Here is a 21517-nt window from a genome sequence, read left to right on the forward strand (position 1 = left end):
CACCGCCGTCGGCCCCGTGCACCTCCCGCGGGCGTCCGGACAGGACCTCGGGCCTCCCCACCGCGCCGTCCCCGCCGTAGGGTGAGCGCGTGTCCCAGAGCGTGTACGTCGCCAGCCCCGAGGGGATGACCGGGAAGTCCATCGTGGCCTTCGGTCTCCTCGAAGCCCTCGCCTCCCGCTCCGAGCGGGTGGGCGTCTTCCGCCCCGTGGTGAAGTCCGCGGGCGCACCGGACTACGCCGTCAGCCTGCTGACCGCGCATCCCGCCGTGGACCAGCCCTACGAGGAGGCGGTCGGCGTCGACTACGAGCAGGTGCTCGCGGACCCGGACGCCGCGCAGGAGGAGATCCTGCGCCGCCACCGCGAGCTCTCCGCGAAGTACTCGCTGCTCGTGGTGCTCGGCTCCGACTACGACGACCTCGCGAACCCCACCGAGCTCGCCTTCAACGCGGAGGTCGCCGCGAACCTCGGCGCCCCGGTGATCCTCGTGCTCTCCGGCATGGACCGCAGCCCGGACCAGGTGGGCGCGCTCGCCGCGGTCGCGCAGGGCGAGTTCGCGGGCCACCACGCGACCCCCATCGCCGTGGTCGTCAACCGCGCGGACCCGGCGAGCCTGGACGCGGTGCGCGAGGCGGTGAGCGCCCGTGTGCCGGGCCTGCTGGTCTCCGCGATCCCCGAGAACCCCGTGATCCTCGCGCCCACCGTGCAGCAGGTGAAGGACGCCGTCTCCGGCACCCTCCTGCAGGGCAGCCCCGAGTGGCTGGGCCGCGTCTCCACCGGCACCGTGGTCGCCGCGATGAGCCTGCCCAACGTGCTCGAGCGGCTCACCGAGAACTGCACCGTCGTCGCCCCCGGCGACCGCTACGACCTGCTGCCCGGGCTGATCCTCGCGCAGCACTCGGGCACCTTCCCTGCGCTCTCCTCGATCGTGCTGACCGGCGGCTACGACATCCCGCCCGCGGTGCACCGGCTCATCGAGGGCGTGCAGCAGGACCTCCCGATCATCGCCACGGACCTCTCGACCTTCGACACCGCCGTGAAGGTCGCCGGGACCCGCGGCCGGCTGAGCGGCGACAGCCCGCAGAAGCTCGACGCGGCCCGCCGCGCCGTCGCCGAGCACCTCCCCGCCTCCGCCGTGCTCTCCGCTCTCGAGGTCACGCGCAGCGAGGTCGTCACCCCGATGATGTTCGAGTTCGAGCTGCTCGCCCGCGCCCGCGGCGAGAAGAAGACGATCGTGCTGCCCGAGGGCGACGAGCCGCGCATCCTCGCCGCCGCCGAGTCGATCCTCGCGCGCGGCGTCGCACGGATCGTGCTGCTCGGCGAGGAGACCGCGATCCGGGCGAGGGCGGCGCAGCTGGGCCACGACATCTCCGAGGCCCGGATCGTCTCCCCGCAGGACCCGGAGCTCGTGGAGTCCTTCGCCGCCGAGTACGCGCGGCTGCGCGCGAAGAAGGGCGTGACCCTCGAGCAGGCCCGCGAGAAGGTCCAGGACGTCTCCTACTTCGGCACGATGATGGTGCAGACGGGCCAGGCGGACGGCATGGTCTCCGGCGCCGTCCACTCCACCGCCCACACCATCAGGCCGAGCTTCGAGATCATCCGGACGAAGCCCGGCGCGAAGATCGTCTCCTCCGTGTTCCTCATGGCGCTGCAGGACCGGGTGCTCGTCTACGGCGACTGCGCCGTGAACCCGGATCCGACGGCGGAGCAGCTCGCGGACATCGCCCTGCAGTCCGCGGAGACCGCACGCCGCTTCGGCGTGGAGCCCCGGGTCGCGATGCTCTCCTACTCGACCGGCACCTCCGGCAGCGGGGCCGACGTCGACAAGGTGCGCGAGGCGACCGCCCTGGTGCGCGAGCTCGCCCCCGATCTCGACGTCGAGGGGCCCATCCAGTACGACGCCGCGGTGGACGCCTCCGTGGCGCGCACGAAGCTCCCGGACTCGGCGGTCGCCGGCCGCGCGACCGTGTTCGTCTTCCCGGACCTCAACACCGGCAACAACACGTACAAGGCCGTGCAGCGCTCCGCCGGGGCGATCGCGATCGGGCCGGTGCTGCAGGGCCTGAACAAGCCCGTCAACGACCTCTCCCGCGGCGCGCTCGTCGACGACATCATCAACACCGTGGTGATCACGGCGATCCAGGCGCAGGCCGCCGAGGAGAGCCCCGCCCCGGCCGCGTCCCCGAAGGAGACCGCATGACCTCCCCCGCCCCTCGCTCCGACGCCGCCGGCCGCCTCCCCGGGGTGCCGGACGCCGCGACCGTGCTCGTGCTGAACTCGGGCTCCTCCTCCTTGAAGTTCCAGCTCCTGGATCCCGTCGCCGAGGTCGTCCACGCCTCCGGCATCGTCGAGCGGATCGGCCAGGACCGCGGCCAAGCGCATCTCGAGGCCGGCGACCTCCGCCAGCCGTACGCGGGCGAGGTCCCCGACCACAAGGTCGCCATGGAGGTCGTCACCGGGCTGTTCGAGGACGCCGGCATGAGCCTGCAGGAGGCGAACGTCGTCGCCGTGGGGCACCGTGTGGTCCAGGGCGGAGCCCGCTTCACGAGCCCGCAGCTCGTGGACTCCTGGGTGCGGGACCAGATCGCGGATCTCGGCGCGCTCGCGCCGCTGCACAACCCCGCCGCGGTCCAGGGCATCGACGCGGCCCGTCGGCTCTTCCCCGACATCCCCCACGTGGCCGTCTTCGACACCGCGTTCTTCACGGCCCTGCCGGAGGAGGCCCGCACCTACGCCCTGAACGCGCAGGTCGCCTCCGAGTACCGGATCCGCCGCTACGGCGCGCACGGGACGAGCCACCGCTACGTCTCCGAGCAGGTCTCCGCACTGCTCGCCTCCGAGGGGACGGACGTCTCCGATCTGCGCCAGATCGTCCTGCACCTGGGCAACGGGGCCTCCGCCTCCGCTGTGCGCGGTGACGCGCCACTGGACACCTCCATGGGCCTGACCCCGCTCGAGGGCCTCGTCATGGGCACCCGCACCGGCGACATCGACGCCTCGGTGTACGCCCACCTGTCCCGCAGCGCGGGCATGAGCATCGACGAGATCGACACGCTCCTGAACAAGTCCTCGGGCATGCAGGGCCTGTGCGGGATGAACGACTTCCGCGACATCACCGCCGCGATCCGCGCCGGGGACGAGCGGGCGGAGCTCGCGATGCGGGTCTACGTGCACCGGCTGCGCAAGTACGTGGGCTCCTACGCCTTCACCCTGGGCGGTCTGGACACGATCGCCTTCACCGCCGGCATCGGGGAGAACGTGCCGGAGGTGCGCGAGCGCACCCTCGAGGGCCTCGAGGCCTTCGGCATCGTGCTGGACCCCGAGGCGAACGCGCGGCGCGAGAAGGGCGTGCGCACCATCTCCGCCCCGGACTCCGCCGTACGGGTGCTCGTCGTGCCGACGGACGAGGAGCTCGCGATCGCGCAGCAGTCCCTCGAGGTGGCGCGCTCCGCCCGCTGACACGGCACGGGCGGGCCCCCCGTCCATAAGGAGGTCGGCCCCGACCTGCGGCTCCTCTAGGCTGGGAGCATCCGTCCCGCACCCTCGAGGAGCCTGCCGTGTCCTACCCCGCACCCAGCCCGTACCCCTCCGCCCCGGGCAACGGCTCGTACGCACCGCCACCGCGCAAGCGCGGCATGAAGCGGATCGTGTTCGGCGCGCTCGGCATCCTCGCGAACCTCATCGGGCTCGTCGTCATGCCGCTCCTCGCGAGCATCGTGGTCGCCGCGTTCGCCGTGCTGAACGTGGACGCGACGAGCGCGGGCGGCACCACCGCGACGATCGAGACCTCATCCTCCTCGATGATCTTCGTCTACGCTCCCGCGGGGGAGGCCGCCTCCGCCTCGTGCGAGGTGACCGGGAGCGACGTCGAGTGGGACGCGAGCACCTCGGGGATGCCGGTCACCGTCGACGGCGCCGCGTACGAGAGCGTCGGCACGGTGACGGTGACGAGCTCGCAGCAGGTGGACGTCGCGTGCCAGGGCGTGAGCGACGTGGCCGTGGGCGAGATGGGGTTCGGCAGCACCCTGGTGGGGCTCGTGGTCGGTCTGCTGATCCCGGTGCTGCTGGGCCTGGTCGCGATCGCCCTGCTCATCTGGGGAATCGTGGCGCGCGTGCGCTCCTCGCGACCCTGAGCCGACTCAGGCGATGCCCGGCACGGGCTCGGCCGGGCGCAGCCGCGCCTCGAGCCCCTGCCGCACCGCCGGCCACTCCGAGCGCAGCACCGAGAAGTAGTCGATGTCGGCGACGGTGCCGTCGGCCGCGCGGCGGAACGCCCGCAGCGTGCCCTCGAAGCGGGCGCCGAGCCGGGCGATCGCTCGGTGCGAGCGGGTATTGCGGTGATCGCAGCGCAGCGCGACGCGGCCCACGCCGAGCTCCTCGAAGGCGTGTGTGAACAGCAGCAGCTTCGCGGTGGGGTTCACCTCGGTGCCCCACACGTCCCGGGCGTAGATCGTGCTGCCGATCTCGACGCGCAGTCCCGGCACGAGCTCGTAGAGGGTCGTGCGGCCCGCGAGTCGGCCGTCCTGCTCCACGGCGAAGGCGAGCTGTGCCGGGGCCGCGATCATGCGCGCGAGATGCTCGGCCATGGCCTCGTCGCTCGCCGGCAGCGGGGAGGACATGCCCGCCCAGCTCTCCTCGTCCACGAGCGCGCGGAACGCCGGGGCGTCCTCGACGCGCAGCGGGCGCAGGTGCACGCCGTCCCGGGCGAGCGTCGTGCTGTGCTCCATGCGGCGTTTCCTTCCTCGTGCCGGCTCAGGCCGTGGTGACGACCTCGACGCGCTGGAACTCCTTGAGCTCGGTGTAGCCGGTGGTGGCCATGGCGTGGCGCAGGGCGCCCACGAGGTTCGTCGTCGCGTCCGCGGAGATCGAGGGGCCGAAGAGGATCTGCTCGAGCGGCGCCGCCGTGCCCACCTCGACGCGGTGGCCGCGGGTGAGCGTGGGGTGGTGGGCCTCGCTCCCCCAGTGGTGGCCGCGGCCCGGCGCCTCCTCGGCGCGGGCGAGCGCCGCACCGACCATGAGGCCGTCGGCGCCGCAGGCGATCGCCTTGACGAGGTCGCCCGAGCGGCCCAGGCCGCCGTCGGCGATGACGTGCACGTAGCGGCCGCCGGACTCGTCCATGTAGTCGCGGCGGGCGGCGGCGACGTCCGCCACCGCGCTCGCGAGCGGCACCTGGATGCCGAGGGTCTCGCGGGTGGTCTGCGAGGCGCCGCCGCCGAAGCCCACGAGGACGCCCGCGGCGCCCGTGCGCATGAGGTGGAGGGCGGCGGTGTAAGTCGCGCAGCCGCCCACGATGACGGGGACGTCGAGCTCGTAGATGAATCGCTTGAGGTTCAGCGGCTCGCGGTCCGAGGAGACGTGCTCCGCGGAGACGGTGGTGCCGCGGATGAAGAAGAGGTCCACGCCCGCGTCCACGACCGTCTTCCAGTGCTCCTGCGTGCGCTGCGGGGACAGCGAGCCGGCCGCCGTGACGCCCGCGTCGCGCAGCTGCGCGATCCGGTCGCGGATCAGCTCACCCTTCACGGGCTCGCTGTAGATCTCACGCATGACCTGCACGGACTCGGCCTCGGAGGCGGTCGCGATGCGCTCGTACTGGGGGGTCGGGTCCTCGTAGCGGGTCCAGAGGCCCTCGAGGTCCAGCACGCCCAGTCCGCCCAGGCGCCCCAGCTCGATCGCGACCTCGGGGGACATGATCGAGTCCATGGGGGCGGCGAAGATGGGGATGTCGAAATGGTACGCGTCCACCTGCCAGGCGGTCGAGACGTCCTCGGGGTCACGGGTGCGCCGGGAGGGGACCACCGCCACGTCGTCGAAGCTGTAGCTGCGGCGCCCGCGCTTGTTCCGGCCGATCTCGATCTCGTTCATCACGCGAGGAGTCTACCGGCGACGCGGCCCGGAGCCGGGATCACAGCGGCCAGGTCGTGCTGACGTCGACCGTCTTGCCCTGCTTCTTCATGTAGCCGATGAAGTTCTCCGCCCATTCGCGGTGCCATTCCATCTCCTGGCGGAACAGCTCCTCGAGGGAGGACTCGCCGAGCCGCGGATGCTTGGCGACCATCGCGCGCAGCACGTCGAGGGTCGAGGAGACGTCGACGTCGGCCGTGTGGAGACGGCCGTCCTGCTGCACGCCGTAGACCTCGAGGAGGTCCACGAGCTTGCGCTTGCCCTTGCGGTAGCGGTCCACGCCGCGGTCGATGACCAGCGGGTCCACGAGCGGGGCGACGTCATGGCCCAGGCGCTCGGCGACCGTCGGCAGCTCGTGGCGGCGCAGCTCGTTCTCGAGGATCTGCACGTCGAAGGCGCCGTTGAAGGCGACGAGCGGGACGTCCTTCGCGAGGGACTCCGCGATGAGCGCGGCGACCTCCTCGAGGGCGGCGGCCGGCGCCATCCCGTGGGAGGCGGCGTGCTCGGTGCTGATGCCGTGGATCGCGGCCGCCTGCTCGGGGATCGGCACACCGGGGTCGATCAGCCAGGTCGCGACGGTCTCGTTCTCCCGGCCCTGCCCCACCGAGTGGACGAGCGCGACGGTGACGATGCGGTCCTCGCTCGTCGAGGTGCCGGTGGTCTCGGTGTCGAAGCCGAGCAGGGGCCGGTCGATCCAGCGGGAGGCGGTGTCCGTCGTCATGCCCCCAGCCTATGCACCGGCACCGACCGTCCACCCCCGCGCCGGCCGGGGCGGTGGACGGCGCGGCGCTGGGGAGGAATGATCACGGGACGCCCGACCCCGCTCCCCGAGGAGATCCCGATGCCCGCGCCCACCCCGTACCTCCACCTTTCCGGCACCGCGCGCGAGGCGCTCGAGCTCTACCAGCGGGTGTTCGGCGGGGAGCTGGTGCTCGCGACCTACGAGGACTTCTCGCGCACCGACGGGCCGGCGCACGCGATCGCCCACGGCGAGCTGCGCGGCTCGGTGGACGTGTGCGCCTCGGACGCGACGGAGCGGGACGAGGTGTTCGCCTCCCGCGGGCTCATGATGGCGCTCCTGGGGAGGGCGGAGCCGACGACGCTGCGCACCTGGTTCGCGGCGCTCTCCGAGGGCGGCGAGGTGGTCGACCCGCTGCAGCGTCGCCCCTGGGGCGCCTCCGACGGGCAGGTGCGGGACCGCTTCGGCGTGCTCTGGCTGATCGGCTACGAGCACACCGAGGCGGATCCCGCCCAGCGGGCGGAGTGACTCAGCGGAGAGGTCCGCTCAGCGCGCCGAGTAGTTCGGCGCCTCGATGATCGCGGCCATGTCGTGCGGGTGGGACTCCTTGAGGCCTGCCGCGGTGATGCGCACGAACTGACCGCGCTCCTTGAGCTGCGTGATGTCCTGCGAGCCCACGTAGAACATGGACTGGTGCAGACCGCCCACGAGCTGGTGCACCACCGAGCGCAGCTGGCCCTTGTAGGAGACGCGGCCCTCGATGCCCTCGGGGACGATCTTGTCGTCGGAGTCGACGTCGGCCTGGAAGTAGCGGTCCTTCGAGAAGGACTTCTTGCCGCGCGAGGACATGGCGCCCAGCGAGCCCATGCCGCGGTAGGCCTTGAACTGCTTGCCCGCCACGAGGACGACCTCGCCCGGGGACTCCTCGGTGCCCGCGAGCAGCGAGCCGAGCATGACGGTGTCCGCGCCGGCGACGAGCGCCTTGGCGATGTCGCCGGAGTACTGCAGGCCGCCGTCGCCGATCAGCGGGACGCCGGCGGGCTTCGTGGCCTTGGAGGCCTCGTGGATCGCGGTCACCTGGGGGACGCCGACGCCGGCGACGACGCGGGTGGTGCAGATGGAGCCGGGGCCGACGCCCACCTTCACGGCGTCCGCGCCCGCGTCCACGAGCGCCTGCGCGCCCGCCCGGGTGGCGACGTTGCCGCCGATCACCTGGACGTCCTTGAAGGCCGGATCGCCCTTGATGCGACGGATCATCTCGAGCGCGAGGCGCGCGTGGCCGTTCGCGGTGTCGACGACGAGCACGTCCACCCCGGCGTCGCGGAGGGCGCCCGCGCGCTCGAGGGAGTCGCCGAAGAAGCCGACGCCGGCGCCGACGAGCAGGCGGCCCTGGCCGTCCTTGGAGGCGTCGGGGAACTGCTCGGACTTCACGAAGTCCTTCACCGTGATGAGGCCGGTGAGGATGCCGCGCTCGTCGACGAGCGGCAGGCGCTCGCGCTTGTTCCTGCGCAGCAGCGCGGTCGCGTCCTCGTGGGAGACGTCGCTCGGCGCGGTGAACAGCTCGGTGGTCATGACGTCGCCGACCTTGGTGGTGGCCCACTCGGCGACGGGGATGAAGCGGAGGTCGCGGTTGGTGCAGATGCCCAGCAGGCGCAGGCCCTCGTCGACGACGGGCAGGCCGGAGACGCGGTACTGGCCGCACAGGGCGTCGAAGTCCTCGAGGGTCGCCTCGGGGCCGATCGTGACGGGGTTGGTGATGCGGCCGGTCTGGGTGCGCTTGACGAGGTCCACCTGGTGGGCCTGGTCCTCGATCGAGAGGTTGCGGTGGAGGATGCCGATGCCGCCGTGGCGGGCCATGGCGATCGCCATGCGGGACTCGGTGACGGTGTCCATCGCGGCGCTGGCCAGCGGGATCCGCAGCGAGATCTCCTTGGTGAGGCGACTGCTGGTGTCCACCTCGGAGGGGATGATGTCCGTCTCCCCGGGGAGGAGGAGGACGTCGTCGTAGGTCAGTCCGATGAAGCCGAAGGGGTCCGCGCTCGTCATGCACCGATGCTACTCGGGGCGTCCCGGGGGGCGGCAGGCCGTGAGACGTGGGACCGGCCACGTCGACCCCGGCGCAGCGACCGACGGCCGACGGGGGTCAGGGGCGCGGGTCCCCCTCGCGCGGCGGCTCCTTGCCGCCGATCACCCGGCGCACGCGGTCGAACTCGGCGCCGAAGGCGGCCTCGTCCTCCTCGTACTCGGGCCGCCAGGGCATGCCGAGCCGAGCGGCGAGCTCACGGTGGGCGGCGCCGCGGCGGCTGCGGCGCGCGAGGGCGGCGAGCACACGGCGCGACGGGGCGGGCCGCAGACCGGCCGCGGCCTGCAGCACGCGCAGCCCGTCGAAGGACTCCTCGTCCCAGGCGACCTCGGGCAGGATCCAGCGCTCGGGCTCCTCGCCGCCGCGGTCCACGCCGATGAGACCGGTGCTGCCGCGCTCCGCCTCGCCGACGGCGTAGACCACCTGCGCGAGCGGCGCGGTCCCGGCGGTGCGCAGCCCGCGGCGCAGGGTGAGCGTGCGGGCGTCCTCGTCGAGCAGGGCCACCTTGTGGGTGGCGAGGATCGGGACCAGGGCCCACAGCGCGAAGAGGATCCACAGCACGATCGCGCCGACCAGCAGCTGGAGCGCTCCGTGGCCGAGGGCTCGGGTGAGCAGGTCGTCGAGGCCCGCGGCGGCGCGGCCCTGCTGCCACTGGGCGATGCCGGTCGCGGCGAAGGGGCACAGGAGCAGGGCGATGATCGGGAGACCCACGAGGGCGAGCGGGCGCCAGCGCGCGATCGCGGTGGGGCCCACGACGACGGCGCCGGAGCGGGTGCGCCGGGGCGCGGGAGGCGCGGCGACGGGCCCGTCGGGCGACCCCGCGGGCCCGTCGGGCATCCCCGGGGCCTCCTCGCGGGGTCCCTCCGCGGGCGCGCTCTCGTTCATCGTGCCAGCGTACGGGGGCCCGGCCCGAGGGTCCGTGTGCTCGTGACGTGACGCGCCTCCCCCGTGACCGGGTCGGTGAAGGCGAGGCCGCGGGCGAGCAGCTGGAGGGCTCCGCCGCCTGCCGTGCGAGCGGCCTCCGCGGGGCTCGGGTAGAGGTCCTCCCCCACGATCGGGGCGCCGCGGGAGGAGAGCTGGGCGCGCAGCTGGTGGGTGCGGCCGGTGAGCGGGACGAGCCGCAGCAGGAGCGTGCCGTCGGCCTCGACGTCGAGCACCTCGAGCTCGGTGGAGGAGTTCGGCTCCCCGGGCAGCACCCGGGTGGTGAGCTCCCCGTGGTGCTTCTCGAGCCGGTCCTCGAGCAGCGCCCGCTCCCCCACCGCCTTCGGCAGCGTCGATCCCTCCGCGGGTCGCACCCGGGCGAGGTACTCCTTGCGCACGGCGCGCGCGGCGAAGAGCTGCTGGTAGGCGGAGCGCTCCTCGGCGCGGATGCCGAGCGCGATGACGCCGGCGGTGCGCCGGTCCAGCCGGTGCAGGGGGCTCAGCTCCGCGATGCCGGTCTCGCGGCGCAGGCGCACGAGCAGGCTCGAGCGGACGTGCGCCCCACGGGGCATGGTGGCCATGTCGTAGGGCTTGTCCACCACGAGCAGATGCGCGTCGTGCAGCAGCACGGGGATCCGCGCCGGAGGCACCTCCTCCGCGGCGAGCTCGCGGTGGAACCACAACTCCTCCCCCGGGTGCACGGCGTCCTCGGCGGCCCAGGGCGTGCCGTCGGTGCGCACGACCTCGCCGGCCCGGAACCGGTCCGCGAGCGAGGTCGCCGCGGGCGCCGCGAGCGGCGGGAAGCGGTGGAGCAGGGCGGCGAGAGCGGTGGTGGGTCCGTCCCAGGCGGGAGGGACGCTCCAGCGCACGGGGTCCAGGCCGTCCCGCTGCGGGAGCGGGGCGGGAGGCCGCCGCGCCCGCCGACGGGCCGCACGGCCGGGCCGGGGCCCGGGGCCGGATGCGCTCACAGTCCCCAGACGACGAAGGTGAGCACGTTGTGGCCCACGTAGAACAGGGCCAGCAGGGCCAGGCAGAGGTTCGGGTGACGGTCCAGCACGGTGAGCGCCTGGGGCGCCCGCGCCCGCAGCTCGGTGAAGGCGAGCACCTCGATGTCCTCGACCTCGACGCCGGCGGCGCGGGCCCGCTCGAGAGTGATCCGCTGGGCGCGGTGGCCGAACATGCGGCTGGAGACCGCGAGCATCCGCCGGCCCTGCGCGTCGAGGAGGTAGATCCCGTCGTACGCGGTCTCGGGCACGTCGAGGAGCTCGACGGGGGTCAGGCCGCGGTCGATCTCGCGGATCGCGAGCACCTTGGCGACCTCGTCCCAGCCGGCGGCGCTGTCGCGGCGCACGAGGCCGTGCAGGCGGAAGCCGTGCTCGTCCACCTCGAGCCACGAGGAGACCACGCGCACCACACCCAGCACGGTCGCCGCGAGCACGGCGACCCAGAGCAGCAGCGGGAGCGTGAACAGGAGGTCGTGGCCGAGGGCGGGGTCGTGCCACAGCCGCTGCCCGATGAGGCTCACGATGACGAGGAACTCGAGGACCACGCCGAAGACGACGCCGGCGAGAAGGGCCGCACCGATCACGATCGCCGGCGGGGAGAAGGTCCGGGTGGGCAGGGACTCCTCGTCGACACGGGGGCCTCCGGCCACGGAACCGCCTCCTGCCACGCAACGATCGGACACATCGGACCTGCACATACTAGGTCCCCTCCCTGACGGCGGGGACGCACCGCCACGGTCCGGGCGGTCGGGTCGCTGCCGGGCGGCCCGTCCCGGTGGGGCGAGGGGGCTCAGGCCTCCTCGTCGTCCTTCTTCTCGATGACGAGCGTCTCGGTGGTGAGCACCAGGGCCGCGATCGAGGCGGCGTTCCGCAGCGCGGAGCGGGTCACCTTGACCGGGTCGATGATGCCGGCCGCGACGAGGTCGACGTACTCGTCGGTGGCGGCGTTCAGGCCGTGGCCGGCCTGCGCGTCGCGCACCTTCTCGACGACGACGTAGCCCTCGAGGCCCGCGTTCTCCGCGATCCAGCGCAGCGGCTCGACGACGGCGCGGGCCACGGCGCGCACGCCCACGGCCTCGTCGCCGGAGAGCCCGAGGTCGCCCTCGAGGACGGTGGAGGCCTGGACGATGGCGCTTCCGCCACCGGCGACGATGCCCTCCTCGATGGCCGCACGAGTCGCGGAGACCGCGTCCTCGATGCGCATCTTCTTCTCCTTGAGCTCCACCTCCGTGTGGGCGCCCACCTTGATCACGGACACGCCGCCGGCGAGCTTGGCGAGACGCTCCTGGAGCTTCTCGCGGTCCCAGTCGGAATCGGTGTTCTCGATCTCGGAGCGGATCTGCGCCACGCGATCGGCCACGGCCTGCTCGTCGCCGGCCCCGCCCACGATCGTGGTGGAGTCCTTGGTGATGACGACGCGGCCGGCATGGCCGAGCACGTCGGTGCCCACAGACTTGAGGTCCAGGCCGAGGTCCGCGGTGACAACCTGCGCACCGGTGAGGACCGCGATGTCCTGGAGCATCGCCTTGCGACGGTCGCCGAAGGCCGGGGCCTTCACGGCGGCGCCCTTGAAGTTGCCGCGGATGCGGTTGACGACCAGCGTGGACAGGGCCTCGCCGTCGACGTCCTCGGCGATGATGAAGAGCGGCTTGCCGCCCTCCACGACCTTCTCGAGCAGCGGGAGGATGTCGGCCACGGCCGAGATCTTGCCCTGGTGCAGCAGCACCTGGGCGTCCTCGAGCACGGCCTCCTGGCGGTCGCCGTCGGTCACGAAGTGCGGGGAGATGAAGCCCTTGTCGAACTGCATGCCCTCGGTGAAGTCGAGCTCCATCGCGGTCGTGGAGGACTCCTCGACCGTGATGACGCCGTCCTTGCCGACCTTGTCGAACGCCTCGGCGAGCAGCTCGCCGATCTCGCGGTCCTGGCTGGAGACGGCCGCGACGGACGCGATCTGCTCCTTGCCGTCGACCGGGATGGACAGCTCGCCGAGCTTCTCCGAGACGGCCTCGACGGCCTTCTCGATGCCCCGCTTGAGCGCGGCCGGGGCCGCACCGGAGGTCACGTTGCGCAGGCCCTCGTGGACGAGCGCCTGGGCGAGCACGGTGGCGGTGGTGGTGCCGTCGCCGGCGACGTCGTTGGTCTTGGTGGAGACCTCCTTCGCCAGCTGCGCGCCGAGGTTCTCGTAGGGGTCCTCGAGCTCGATCTCACGGGCGATGGTGACGCCGTCGTTCGTGATCGTGGGGGCGCCCCACTTCTTGTCGAGGACGACGTTGCGGCCCTTGGGGCCGAGCGTCACCTTGACGGTGTCGGCGAGCTTGTCGACGCCGCGCTCGAGGGCGCGGCGCGCCTCCTCGTTGTACAGGATCTCCTTGGCCATGGATCAGGCCTCGATGATCGCGAGGATGTCGCGGGCGCCCAGCACGAGGAACTCCTCGTTGCCGTACTTGAGCTCGGTGCCGCCGTACTTGGAGAAGACGACCTTGTCGCCGACCTTGACGTCGACCGGGATGCGGGCACCCTTGTCGTCGAAGCGGCCCTCGCCGACGGCGACGACCTCGCCCTCCTGGGGCTTCTCCTTCGCGGTGTCCGGGATGACCAGGCCGGAGGCCGTGGTCTGCTCGGCCTCGAGCGGCTTGACGACGACGCGATCCTCGAGGGGCTTGATGGAGACCGACATGCGGCTCACTCCTTCATAGAAGAATGGACTCTGCTGAGTTTTGGGCGGAGGGACCCGGTGTCCTGGACGTCGTCGCGGTGCCGACCGGGACGGGACCCTCACGGCAGCCTCTGGCACTCTCGGCCTTCGACTGCCAACGGGGACCACTCTAGGACCGTCCTGGCACTCATGCAAGACGAGTGCTAACGGCCGGACGTCCGCCCCCGGCGAACTCTCCTGCGCCCCAGGTCACACACTTATTGTGAACCTGGCAACTGGACATGGCGGAACCCGTGACGACCCGCCCGCGTCCGCGTACAACAAGAGGGACACGGCCGCATCGGAGACCCCGGGCGGCCCGCACGAGGACCGATCCACCAGGAGACCCCCATGACCTTCCTCCGCAGCCTCTCCACCGCCCTCGGCCGCATGGCCGACCGCATGCAGGGCCAGGACGTCGAGCGGCACAACGCCGTCATCGGCAACCGGATGGGCGGCGACGTCGCCGCCGTGACCCAGGCCCGCACCTCCCAGGGCGTCAGCCCCCTCGGCCTGGGCCGCTGACCGCCGGGCGCGGGCTCAGCGCCCCGCGGCCTCCGCGATCGCCCGCACCTCCGCCGGCCCGAACAGGTAGACCGGCACGGTGACGTCCCCGAGCGTGTCCCCCGCGCTCGGGAGCACCGAGGTGACGACCCGCGGGGCGCCCTCCCCGAGCTCGACGAGGCTCGCCCCGCTCAGCGCGAGCGCCCGCTCGCTCTCCCCCGCCCCCAGCGGGTCCACCACGTTCGTGACCCCGGGGGCGACGTGCACCGGCACCCCGCCGATGCTGCCGCTCATCTCGTGGTGGTAGTGCCCCGCGAGCACGATCCGCACATCGCTCCCCGCGAGCACCTCTGCGAGCTCCTCCAGCGGCTCGAGGTCGAGGCTACGCAGCAGCGGGGTCGCCGCGACGAGCGGCGGGTGGTGGATCGCGAGCACGGTCCCGCCCGCCGCGGGCTCCGCGAGCACCTCGCGCAGCCAGTCCAGCTGCTCCCCCGTCAGCTCCCCGTAGCCCGCACCCGGCCGGCTCGAGTCGAGCACCACGACGCGGCCGCCGCCCGCGAGCTCGTGCACCCGGTCCTGCACCTCCGTGCCCCGCGCCCCCGGACCCCGTACCGCCGCGTAGGCCGCGCTCACGTCGTGGTTGCCCATCGTCACCACGAGCGGCGCGCCGAGCCGCTCCGCGACGGGGTCGAGGATCGCGTGCAGGCGCCGATAGGACTCCTCCGTGCCGTCCTCGGAGGCGTCCCCCGTGTGCACCACCGCGTCCACGGGACCGATCGCGCCGAGCGCCCCGAGCAGGCCCTCGAGGGCAGCGCCGGTGTCGATGCGGTCGTAGTGGCGGGCGGCGGGGTCGCCGTAGAGGTGGGTGTCCGTGATCTGGAGGATGCGCATGCGGGCACCGTAGCGAGCGGGGGTGTCCCGTGGGTGAACGGGAGCCCCTCACCCGCGCGCGGTCGTCCTATCCGAGCGCCCCGACCCACTCGTCGGTGCCGTCGGTGAACCGCTGATGCTTCCAGATCGGCACCTGGGCCTTGACCTCGTCCACGAGCGCGTCGCACGCCGCGAAGGCCGCCTTGCGGTGCGGGGCGGCGACCGCGGCGACGAGCGCGCTGTCCCCGATCGCGAGCGGTCCGTGACGGTGCGCCACCGCGAGGCGCACGTCCGGGAAGCGCTCCGCGATCCCGTGCGCCACCTGCGCGAGGACCTCCTGGGCCGACGGATGCGCCGTGTACGTGAGTGCCGTGACGCCCCTGCCCTCGTCGTGGTCGCGGACCACGCCGTCGAAGGTGACCACGGCGCCGCAGCGCGGATCGGCGACCGCCTCGACCATCGCGGCGACCTCGATGACCGCGGTCGTCACCCCGGCGTGCCGGAGACGCTCCGCCGCCTCACCCATCGCGGGATCGTCGGCGCTCACTCGTGCCCCGCCCCGTCGCGCTGCTCGAGCAGGTGGTCGAGGATCGGGTCGAGCACGGCGATGCCGTCCTTCACACCGCCGCGGGAGCCCGGCAGGTTCACGACGAAGCAGCGGCCGGCCATGCCGGCGAGACCGCGGCTGAGCAGCGCCGCGGGTGAGGCGGCCTCCCCGCGCCGACGCACCGCCTCGAGCACGCCCGGCATCTCCCGCTCGATGAGGGGCGCCGTCTGCTCGGGCGTCACGTCCGCGGGGCCGATGCCGGTGCCGCCGGTCGTGACGACCACGTCGGCCCCCGTGTCGAGTCCGCGACGGATCGCGGCGCCGACCTCGGGGCCGTCGGCCACGACCTCGCGGACGACGGGTTCCAGCCCCCTGCCCTCGAGCCAGGAGACGAGCAGCGGTCCGGTGCGGTCCTCGTAGGTGCCGTCCGCCGCGCGGGTCGAGGCGACGACCACGTGCGCCCTGCCGCGCAGGGCGGGCGGCGGCGCGTCCTCGTCGCGGGCGGAGCAGTCGGCGTCGCTGCGCCGTGCGGGCATCTCCTTCATCGGTCCTCCTCGCGCTGCCAGTCGCCGCTGCGGCCGCCGGACTTCGCGAGCACCCGGATCCCCTCGATGCTCGCCTCCCGGTCCACGGCCTTGATCATGTCGTAGAGGGTCAGGGCGGTCACGCTCACCGCGGTGAGCGCCTCCATCTCCACCCCGGTGACGCCCGTGGTGCGCACCCGGGCGGTGATCTCGAGGGCATCCTCCCCCGCGGGGGCCACGTCCACGGTGACGCCGGAGATCGGCAGCGGGTGGCACAGCGGCACGAGGTCGCTCGTGCGCTTCGCGCCCATGATCCCGGCGATGCGGGCTACGGGCACCGCCTCGCCCTTGGGGAGGTCCCCGGCGAGGATCCGCTCGCGCACGTCCGGCCGCGTGCGCAGGAGCCCGCGGGCGGTGGCCTCGCGGGAGGTGACGGGCTTGTCGGTGACGTCGACCATGTGGGCGGAGCCGTCCGCGCGCACATGGGAGAGGCCGTCGGGTCGGGTCATCAGGAGCCTTCCGTGAGCAGGATCGTCTCGACGAGGTCGCCGTCGTGGAGGAGGTCGGTGCCGACCGGCACGGCGACGAGGGCGTCCGCGGCGGCGAGCGCGGCGACGAGGTGGGAGCCGGGGCCGCCCACGAGCCGCACCTGGCCCGAGGGGAGCACGCGCGCCCGCCGGTGCTGGAGCAGGTGAGCGGGAGAGGGCTCGGGACGGGCGGGGTCCTCGAGCCGCAGCGGCAGCCGCAGCCGCCGGCGGGGCGGGGCGCCGAGTGCCGGTCGCAGGATCAGCTCGCAGCTGAGCAGCGCGGAGACGGGGTTGCCGGGCAGGGCGATCCAGGGCACACGGCGCCCCTCGTGGAGCAGGGTGCCGATGCCCTGGGGCCCGCCCGGCTGGAGGGCGAGGGTCGGGAAGGCGAGCGAGACCTCAGGGTGCTCGGCGGCCATCCGCACCACCTCGCGGGCGCCCTGGCTCACGCCGCCGCTCGTGACGATGAGGTCCGCATCGGTGCTCTCGAGCTCCGCGTGGAGGCGCTCGAGCAGGAGGGCCGGGTCGTCCGGCACGGCGGCCGTGCCGACGACCTCGGCGCCGGCCTCGGCGAGCGCGGCGGCGAGACCGGGCCCGTTCGCGTCATGGGTGCGCCCGGGGCCGGGGTCGCCGCCCGCGGGGGCGACCTCGCTGCCGGTGGAGAGGACGAGCACGCGCGGCGGGATGCGGGCCTCGACCTCGCGGGCGCCGCACGCGGCGAGGTGGGCGATCCGGCCGGGGGTGAGCACCTGCCCCACGCGCAGGATCGTGTCCCCGCGACGGGTCGCCGAGCCCCGGGGACGCACGAAGCGCCCGGACCCGGTCCCGAGCGGAGTCAGCACCACGGAGACCGCGTCGCCGTCGGGCCCGTCGGACCCACCCGGCACGAAGCGCCCGGCGGCGCTCTCCTCGACGGGGACCACCAGGTCCGCGCCGGCGGGGACGGGGGCGCCGGTCATGATCGCGCGGGCGGTGCCGGGCGCGAGCTCGCCGGGCAGGTCTCCGGCGGCGATCATCGCCCCGAGCGGCAGGGTGACCTCCTCGCCCGCGGCGGGGAGGTCCGCGGCGCGCACCGCATAGCCGTCCATCTGGGAGACGTCCGCCGCGGGGACGTCGAGCGGGCTGCGCAGCTCCTGCGCGGCCACGCGTCCCAGGGCCGCGGCGCCCAGCGGCACCGGCAACGCCCCCAGGGTCTCCGCGAGCAGGGCGGTGACGTCCGCCACGTGGTCCGCGAGGGGGATGCGGCGCGATGCCATGGCGGGGCCTCCTTCTGGGCACCTCCTCACCGATCCGGCGCGGTGAGGGGGCCACCACCGAGGGTAGCGCCCGGCCTATCCTGGAGGGACGCCCGCCATCCCGCGCCACGGAAGGAGCCGCCGCATGGCCCGCATCGCGCTCGGCATCCCCGTGCCCCGCCGCACCGATCCCCGGGGCGATCTGCCGGACGTCTCCGACCGCCCCTCCTCCCCCGCCCTCGTGGACCGCTTCGGCCGCGCGGCGACGGACCTGCGGGTCTCGCTCACCGACTTCTGCAACCTGCGCTGCAGCTACTGCATGCCGGAGTCCGGGCTCACCTTCCTCAAGCGCGACCAGCTGCTCTCCACGGAGGAGATCGTCCGCCTGGTGCGGATCGGCGTGGAGGAGCTGGGCGTGGAGCAGGTGCGCTTCACCGGCGGGGAGCCGCTCACCCGCCCGGACCTCGAGGAGATCCTCGCCGGCTGCGCGGCCCTGCCCGGGCGGCCCGAGCTCTCGCTCACCACGAACGCGATCGGGCTGGACCATCGGGCGGCCGGTCTCGCCGCTGCCGGGCTGGACCGGATCAACGTCTCCCTGGACACGGTGGTCTCCGAGACCTTCGAGCGCATCACCCGCCGCCCCCTGCTGCACCGCGTGCTCGAGGGCATCGACGGGGCGCGGGAGGCCGGGCTCTCCCCGATCAAGATCAACGCGGTGATCCTGCCGGGCGTGAACGACCACGAGCTGCCAAACCTGCTGGCCTGGTGCCTCGAGCGGGACCTGCAGCTGCGGGTCATCGAGCAGATGCCGCTGGACGCGGACCATGTCTGGGACCGCGGCGCGATGGTCACCGCCGGCAGGGTGCGGGAGATCCTCGAGGACCGCTTCTCCCTCTCCCCCGCCCCCGTGGCCCGCGAGGGCGCCCCCGCGGAGCTGTTCGACGTCGCCGCCCGGGACGATGGGGAGCACCTGGGCCGCCTCGGGATCATCGCCTCGGTCACCGAGCCCTTCTGCGCGGACTGCCGCCGCACCCGGCTCACCGCGGAGGGCAGCGTGCGCACGTGCCTGTTCTCCCGCGAGGAGACGGACCTGCGCACGGCCCTGCGCTCCGGTGCGACGGACGCGGAGATCGCGGACCTCTGGCGCGCCGCCCACTGGGGCAAGAAGGCCGGGCACGGCATGGACCGGGCGGACTTCGTGCCGCCCGAGCGGCCCATGAGCGCGATCGGAGGATGAGCATGAGCGCAGCAGGGAGCCCGGAGGTCCGGGTGCGGCTGTTCGCCGGGGCGGCGGCGGCCTACGGGGCCGACGACGCCACCGTGCACGGGGCGACCGTGGAGGCGGCGATCGCGGACCTGCTCGAGGGTGCCTCCGCGGAGGCCCGCACCGTGGTGGGCCGTTCGAGCCTGCTCGTGAACGCCGTGGCCTGCACCGATCCCGGGAGGACGCTGGCCGACGGCGACCGGATCGACGTGCTCCCGCCCTTCGCGGGCGGCTGATCTCGCCGCTGCGGCCGCGTCAGCGCGCGCGGAAGGCGCGCAGGGCCTCGGCCCCGCCGCGCAGGGAGCGCACGCCCACGCCGTGCTCGGCGAGCACCCGCTGGGCGCTGCCGGAGCGGGTGCCGCCCGCGCACAGCAGCACCGCTCCCTCGAGCGCGGCCCGCGCCTCCCCCGTGAGCGCGAGCAGCTCCGCGAGCGGCACGTGCTCCGCGCCCGCGACGGCGCCGCGCTCGGTGATCTCCGAGCTCTCGCGCAGGTCGATGACGCGCACCCCGGCGGCGAGCAGGGCCGGGAGCTCCACGGGCAGCACCTCGGGCGCCGCCGCGGATCCCGCAGGCCCCGAGGGGCCGGGGAGCGCGCAGGTCACCCGCAGGTCCTCGAGCGCGGTCACGGGGGCGCGGGAGGGGTCGCGGGCGAGCGGCAGCTCGTGCCAGCGCGAGCGCAGCGCGTCGTAGAGCGCGACCCTGCCCTGCAGCGGGTCCCCCATGCCGGCGAGCACCTTGACGGCCTCGAGCGCCATGGTCGAGCCGATGACGCCACACAGCATGCCGAGCACGCCGGCCTCGGCGCAGGAGGGCACCTCACCCGGTCGCGGAGGCACGGGGTGGAGGTCGCGGTAGGTGGGGCCGCCGGTGTCGGCGCGGAACACGGCCACCTGACCGGAGAAGGCGAGGATCGATCCCCACACGAGCGGGAGGCGCAGGATCTCGCAGGCGTCGGAGGCGAGGTAGCGGGTGGGGAAGTTGTCGCTGCCGTCGAGGACGAGGTCGTGCCCGGAGAGGAGGTCGAGCGCGGTCACGGGGGTCACCGCGTCCACCACCGCCCGCACCTCGACCTCGGGGTTCTGGAGGGTCAGCCGCTCCGCGGCGACCTCCGCCTTCGCGCGGCCGACGTCCGCCGGGGTGAACAGCACCTGGCGGTGGAGGTTCGTGAGGTCCACGAGATCGGGGTCCACGACCGTCAGCGAGCCGACGCCCGCGGCGGCGAGATAGGACAGCAGCGGCGCGCCCAGGCCGCCCGCGCCGATCACGAGCACCCGGGAGGTCGCGAGACGCTCCTGGCCCGCGTCGCCGAGCTCGGGCAGCCGGCGCTGCCGGGCGTAGCGGGGCCCCAGCGCACCCTGTTCCGACACCTGTCCAGCACTTTTGCCCTGCACGTCCGCCCTCGCTCCGCCATCTCCGTCCGCCATGTGAGGCCCGTTGCTCTCGCCGGCGCTTCCGTGTCCCTCGATAACGATTCGGCCATGGCCTCTCGATCTGGCGCTGAACACCCTGTGACTCGGCATACAGTCTCCACAACTTACTGACAGGTTGCCGCACCGCAGCGGGAACCACCTTCCGATCCGTGAGGACGCTCTCGTGCTCCACCCCTTCTCCCCGCCCCCGTCGGGACGGCTCCCCGATCGCCCCGCGATCGGGTCCAGTGACGTCGACCGCACCATCGGCGGAGTGCGTGCACGACGAGGAGCCGCGGCGTGACCAGCTACATCCTGCGACGCTTCGTCAACTACGCCATCCTCACGGCGCTCGCGACGGTGTTCGTCTACATCGCCGCGTCCACGTTCTTCTATCCTCGGCGCCGGTACCTGGGGCGCAACCCCCCGATCCCCGAGGACTCGATCGACAGCATCCTCACCGGATACGGCATCAACGACAAGGACCCGGTCCTCCTGCGGACCTGGTGGTGGATCGAGCGCATCGTCACGGACCCGCTGCCGGACAAGCTCGGGCACGATCTCGGCAACAACGCGGTCATCTCCGAGATCTTCTCCCGGGCCGGCGTGAGCCTGCAGCTGCTGCTCGCGGGCTCGATCATCGCGGCGATCCTCGGCGTGGTCCTCGGCGTGTGGGGCGCGGTGCGCCAGTACAAGGCCTCGGACCAGATCGTCTCCTACGCCTCGTTCATCCTCATCTCGACCCCGACCTTCGTGGGCGGCGTGATCCTGCAGATCCTCGCGACGAACTTCAACAACGCGACCGGTCACCAGGTGATCCGCTTCACGGGCGCCTACACCCCCGGCATCACGGGCTTCTGGCCGCAGCTCATGGACAAGGGCGTGCACCTGCTGCTGCCCACCATCGCGCTCGCGCTGTTCGGCGCCGCCGGCTACTCGCGCTACCAGCGCGCGGTCATGCTCGACGTGCTCGGCAGCGACTTCATCCGCACGGCCCGCGCCAAGGGCGCGACCCGCACCCACGCCCTCGTCAAGCACGGCGTGCGCGTGGCCCTCATCCCCATGTCCACCTACTTCGCGTACAACTTCGGCACGCTCGTCTCCGGCTCCGCCTTCCTCGAGATCATCTTCTCGTGGGCCGGCATGGGCCAGTACGGGATCATGGCCGTCCAGCAGTCCGACGTGAACGCCCTCGCGGGCACCGTCTGCTTCACCGCGATCCTGCTGCTGATCAGCTCCACGCTCTCCGAAGTCCTCTACGCGGCGCTCGACCCGAGAGTGAGGGTCTGACCCAT

General features: G+C 73.3%; 23 protein-coding genes. 8 read left to right on the forward strand and 15 right to left on the reverse strand.

Features of this window, described 5'->3' with window-relative positions:
- Positions 1-89: 89 nt before the first annotated feature.
- From pta to ABD080_RS15845, 3 genes are all read left to right on the forward strand, one after another.
- Positions 90-2198 (forward strand): phosphate acetyltransferase, encoded by a 2109-nt coding sequence (gene pta, locus ABD080_RS15835; RefSeq protein WP_205750649.1) that lies wholly within the window; start codon positions 90-92, stop codon positions 2196-2198.
- The gene (locus ABD080_RS15840; RefSeq protein WP_137771428.1) at positions 2195-3457 is read left to right on the forward strand and encodes an acetate kinase; all 1263 of its coding nucleotides are present in this window, start codon (positions 2195-2197) and stop codon (positions 3455-3457) included. Before pta ends, ABD080_RS15840 begins: the two co-directional genes overlap by 4 nt.
- 98 nt (positions 3458-3555) lie before the next feature.
- Positions 3556-4131 (forward strand): hypothetical protein, encoded by a 576-nt coding sequence (locus ABD080_RS15845; RefSeq protein ID WP_137771429.1) that lies wholly within the window; start codon positions 3556-3558, stop codon positions 4129-4131.
- 6 nt (positions 4132-4137) lie between these two features.
- Here ABD080_RS15845 and ABD080_RS15850 read toward each other — a convergent pair whose 3' ends face one another.
- The 3 genes from ABD080_RS15850 to ABD080_RS15860 are packed head-to-tail and all read right to left on the reverse strand — an operon-like array spanning position 4138 to position 6620.
- Positions 4138-4725 carry a GNAT family N-acetyltransferase gene (locus ABD080_RS15850; RefSeq protein ID WP_137771430.1) on the reverse strand — a complete coding sequence of 196 codons (588 nt, stop codon included), beginning with the start codon at positions 4723-4725 and terminating at the stop codon, positions 4138-4140.
- Between the two features lie 25 nt (positions 4726-4750).
- Positions 4751-5860 carry a GuaB3 family IMP dehydrogenase-related protein gene (locus tag ABD080_RS15855; RefSeq protein ID WP_137771782.1) on the reverse strand — a complete coding sequence of 370 codons (1110 nt, stop codon included), beginning with the start codon at positions 5858-5860 and terminating at the stop codon, positions 4751-4753.
- Between the two features lie 40 nt (positions 5861-5900).
- Positions 5901-6620: an exonuclease domain-containing protein gene (locus tag ABD080_RS15860; protein ID WP_137771431.1), complete on the reverse strand. Its 720-nt coding sequence runs from the start codon at positions 6618-6620 to the stop codon at positions 5901-5903.
- A gap of 120 nt (positions 6621-6740) precedes the next feature.
- Here ABD080_RS15860 and ABD080_RS15865 point away from each other — a divergent pair, with 120 nt between their 5' ends.
- Entirely contained in the window at positions 6741-7166 is a 426-nt protein-coding gene (locus tag ABD080_RS15865; RefSeq protein ID WP_137771432.1) for a VOC family protein, read from the forward strand.
- 18 nt (positions 7167-7184) lie between these two features.
- Here the strand turns inward: ABD080_RS15865 and guaB are convergent, their stop codons facing one another.
- The 6 genes from guaB to groES form a co-directional block, all read right to left on the reverse strand.
- Complete coding sequence (guaB, locus tag ABD080_RS15870; RefSeq protein WP_137771433.1) at positions 7185-8684, reverse strand: IMP dehydrogenase; 1500 nt, start codon at positions 8682-8684, stop codon at positions 7185-7187.
- Between the two features lie 97 nt (positions 8685-8781).
- Positions 8782-9606 carry a hypothetical protein gene (locus tag ABD080_RS15875; protein WP_240811152.1) on the reverse strand — a complete coding sequence of 275 codons (825 nt, stop codon included), beginning with the start codon at positions 9604-9606 and terminating at the stop codon, positions 8782-8784.
- On the reverse strand, positions 9603-10610 hold the full coding sequence (locus tag ABD080_RS15880; protein WP_343906327.1) for a pseudouridine synthase: 1008 nt from the start codon (positions 10608-10610) through the stop codon (positions 9603-9605). Before ABD080_RS15880 ends, ABD080_RS15875 begins: the two co-directional genes overlap by 4 nt.
- A complete protein-coding gene (locus ABD080_RS15885; protein ID WP_137771434.1) occupies positions 10607-11296 on the reverse strand; it encodes a hypothetical protein in 690 nt (229 codons plus the stop codon). The genes ABD080_RS15880 and ABD080_RS15885 overlap by 4 nt, the downstream gene beginning before the upstream one ends.
- Before the next feature lie 140 nt (positions 11297-11436).
- Positions 11437-13023: a chaperonin GroEL gene (gene groL / locus ABD080_RS15890; RefSeq protein WP_137771435.1), complete on the reverse strand. Its 1587-nt coding sequence runs from the start codon at positions 13021-13023 to the stop codon at positions 11437-11439.
- Between the two features lie 3 nt (positions 13024-13026).
- Positions 13027-13323, reverse strand: coding sequence for a co-chaperone GroES (groES, locus tag ABD080_RS15895; RefSeq protein WP_137771436.1), 297 nt, complete (start codon positions 13321-13323; stop codon positions 13027-13029).
- A 369-nt stretch (positions 13324-13692) separates the two neighbouring features.
- Between groES and ABD080_RS15900 the strand changes: the two genes are divergently transcribed.
- Entirely contained in the window at positions 13693-13866 is a 174-nt protein-coding gene (locus ABD080_RS15900; protein WP_343906330.1) for a hypothetical protein, read from the forward strand.
- 15 nt (positions 13867-13881) lie between these two features.
- Here the strand turns inward: ABD080_RS15900 and ABD080_RS15905 are convergent, their stop codons facing one another.
- The 5 genes from ABD080_RS15905 to ABD080_RS15925 all read right to left on the reverse strand — a co-directional run bounded on the left by ABD080_RS15905 (position 13882) and on the right by ABD080_RS15925 (position 17569).
- On the reverse strand, positions 13882-14736 hold the full coding sequence (locus tag ABD080_RS15905; RefSeq protein ID WP_137771437.1) for a metallophosphoesterase family protein: 855 nt from the start codon (positions 14734-14736) through the stop codon (positions 13882-13884).
- 67 nt (positions 14737-14803) lie between these two features.
- The gene (locus ABD080_RS15910) at positions 14804-15241 is read right to left on the reverse strand and encodes a molybdenum cofactor biosynthesis protein MoaE (protein ID WP_137771438.1); all 438 of its coding nucleotides are present in this window, start codon (positions 15239-15241) and stop codon (positions 14804-14806) included.
- A 17-nt stretch (positions 15242-15258) separates the two neighbouring features.
- Entirely contained in the window at positions 15259-15807 is a 549-nt protein-coding gene (locus tag ABD080_RS15915) for a MogA/MoaB family molybdenum cofactor biosynthesis protein (protein WP_240811153.1), read from the reverse strand.
- Positions 15804-16295 (reverse strand): cyclic pyranopterin monophosphate synthase MoaC, encoded by a 492-nt coding sequence (gene moaC, locus ABD080_RS15920; RefSeq protein ID WP_137771439.1) that lies wholly within the window; start codon positions 16293-16295, stop codon positions 15804-15806. The genes ABD080_RS15915 and moaC overlap by 4 nt, the downstream gene beginning before the upstream one ends.
- Positions 16295-17569, reverse strand: a complete 1275-nt coding sequence (locus tag ABD080_RS15925; protein WP_137771440.1) for a molybdopterin molybdotransferase MoeA — start codon at positions 17567-17569, stop codon at positions 16295-16297. The genes moaC and ABD080_RS15925 overlap by 1 nt, the downstream gene beginning before the upstream one ends.
- 124 nt (positions 17570-17693) lie before the next feature.
- On the opposite strand from ABD080_RS15925, the gene moaA reads away from it, so the two are divergent.
- Complete coding sequence (gene moaA, locus ABD080_RS15930; protein ID WP_343906336.1) at positions 17694-18785, forward strand: GTP 3',8-cyclase MoaA; 1092 nt, start codon at positions 17694-17696, stop codon at positions 18783-18785.
- Positions 18786-18787: 2 nt separating this feature from the next.
- Positions 18788-19048 carry a MoaD/ThiS family protein gene (locus tag ABD080_RS15935; RefSeq protein ID WP_240811154.1) on the forward strand — a complete coding sequence of 87 codons (261 nt, stop codon included), beginning with the start codon at positions 18788-18790 and terminating at the stop codon, positions 19046-19048.
- 19 nt (positions 19049-19067) lie between these two features.
- Here ABD080_RS15935 and ABD080_RS15940 read toward each other — a convergent pair whose 3' ends face one another.
- The gene (locus ABD080_RS15940) at positions 19068-20180 is read right to left on the reverse strand and encodes a ThiF family adenylyltransferase (RefSeq protein ID WP_343906339.1); all 1113 of its coding nucleotides are present in this window, start codon (positions 20178-20180) and stop codon (positions 19068-19070) included.
- 342 nt (positions 20181-20522) lie between these two features.
- On the opposite strand from ABD080_RS15940, the gene ABD080_RS15945 reads away from it, so the two are divergent.
- On the forward strand, positions 20523-21512 hold the full coding sequence (locus tag ABD080_RS15945; protein WP_343906341.1) for an ABC transporter permease: 990 nt from the start codon (positions 20523-20525) through the stop codon (positions 21510-21512).
- Positions 21513-21517 lie beyond the last annotated feature (5 nt).

The sequence above is a fragment of the Brachybacterium rhamnosum genome, assembly GCF_039526185.1.
In the GTDB taxonomy this organism is placed as follows: domain Bacteria; phylum Actinomycetota; class Actinomycetes; order Actinomycetales; family Dermabacteraceae; genus Brachybacterium; species Brachybacterium rhamnosum.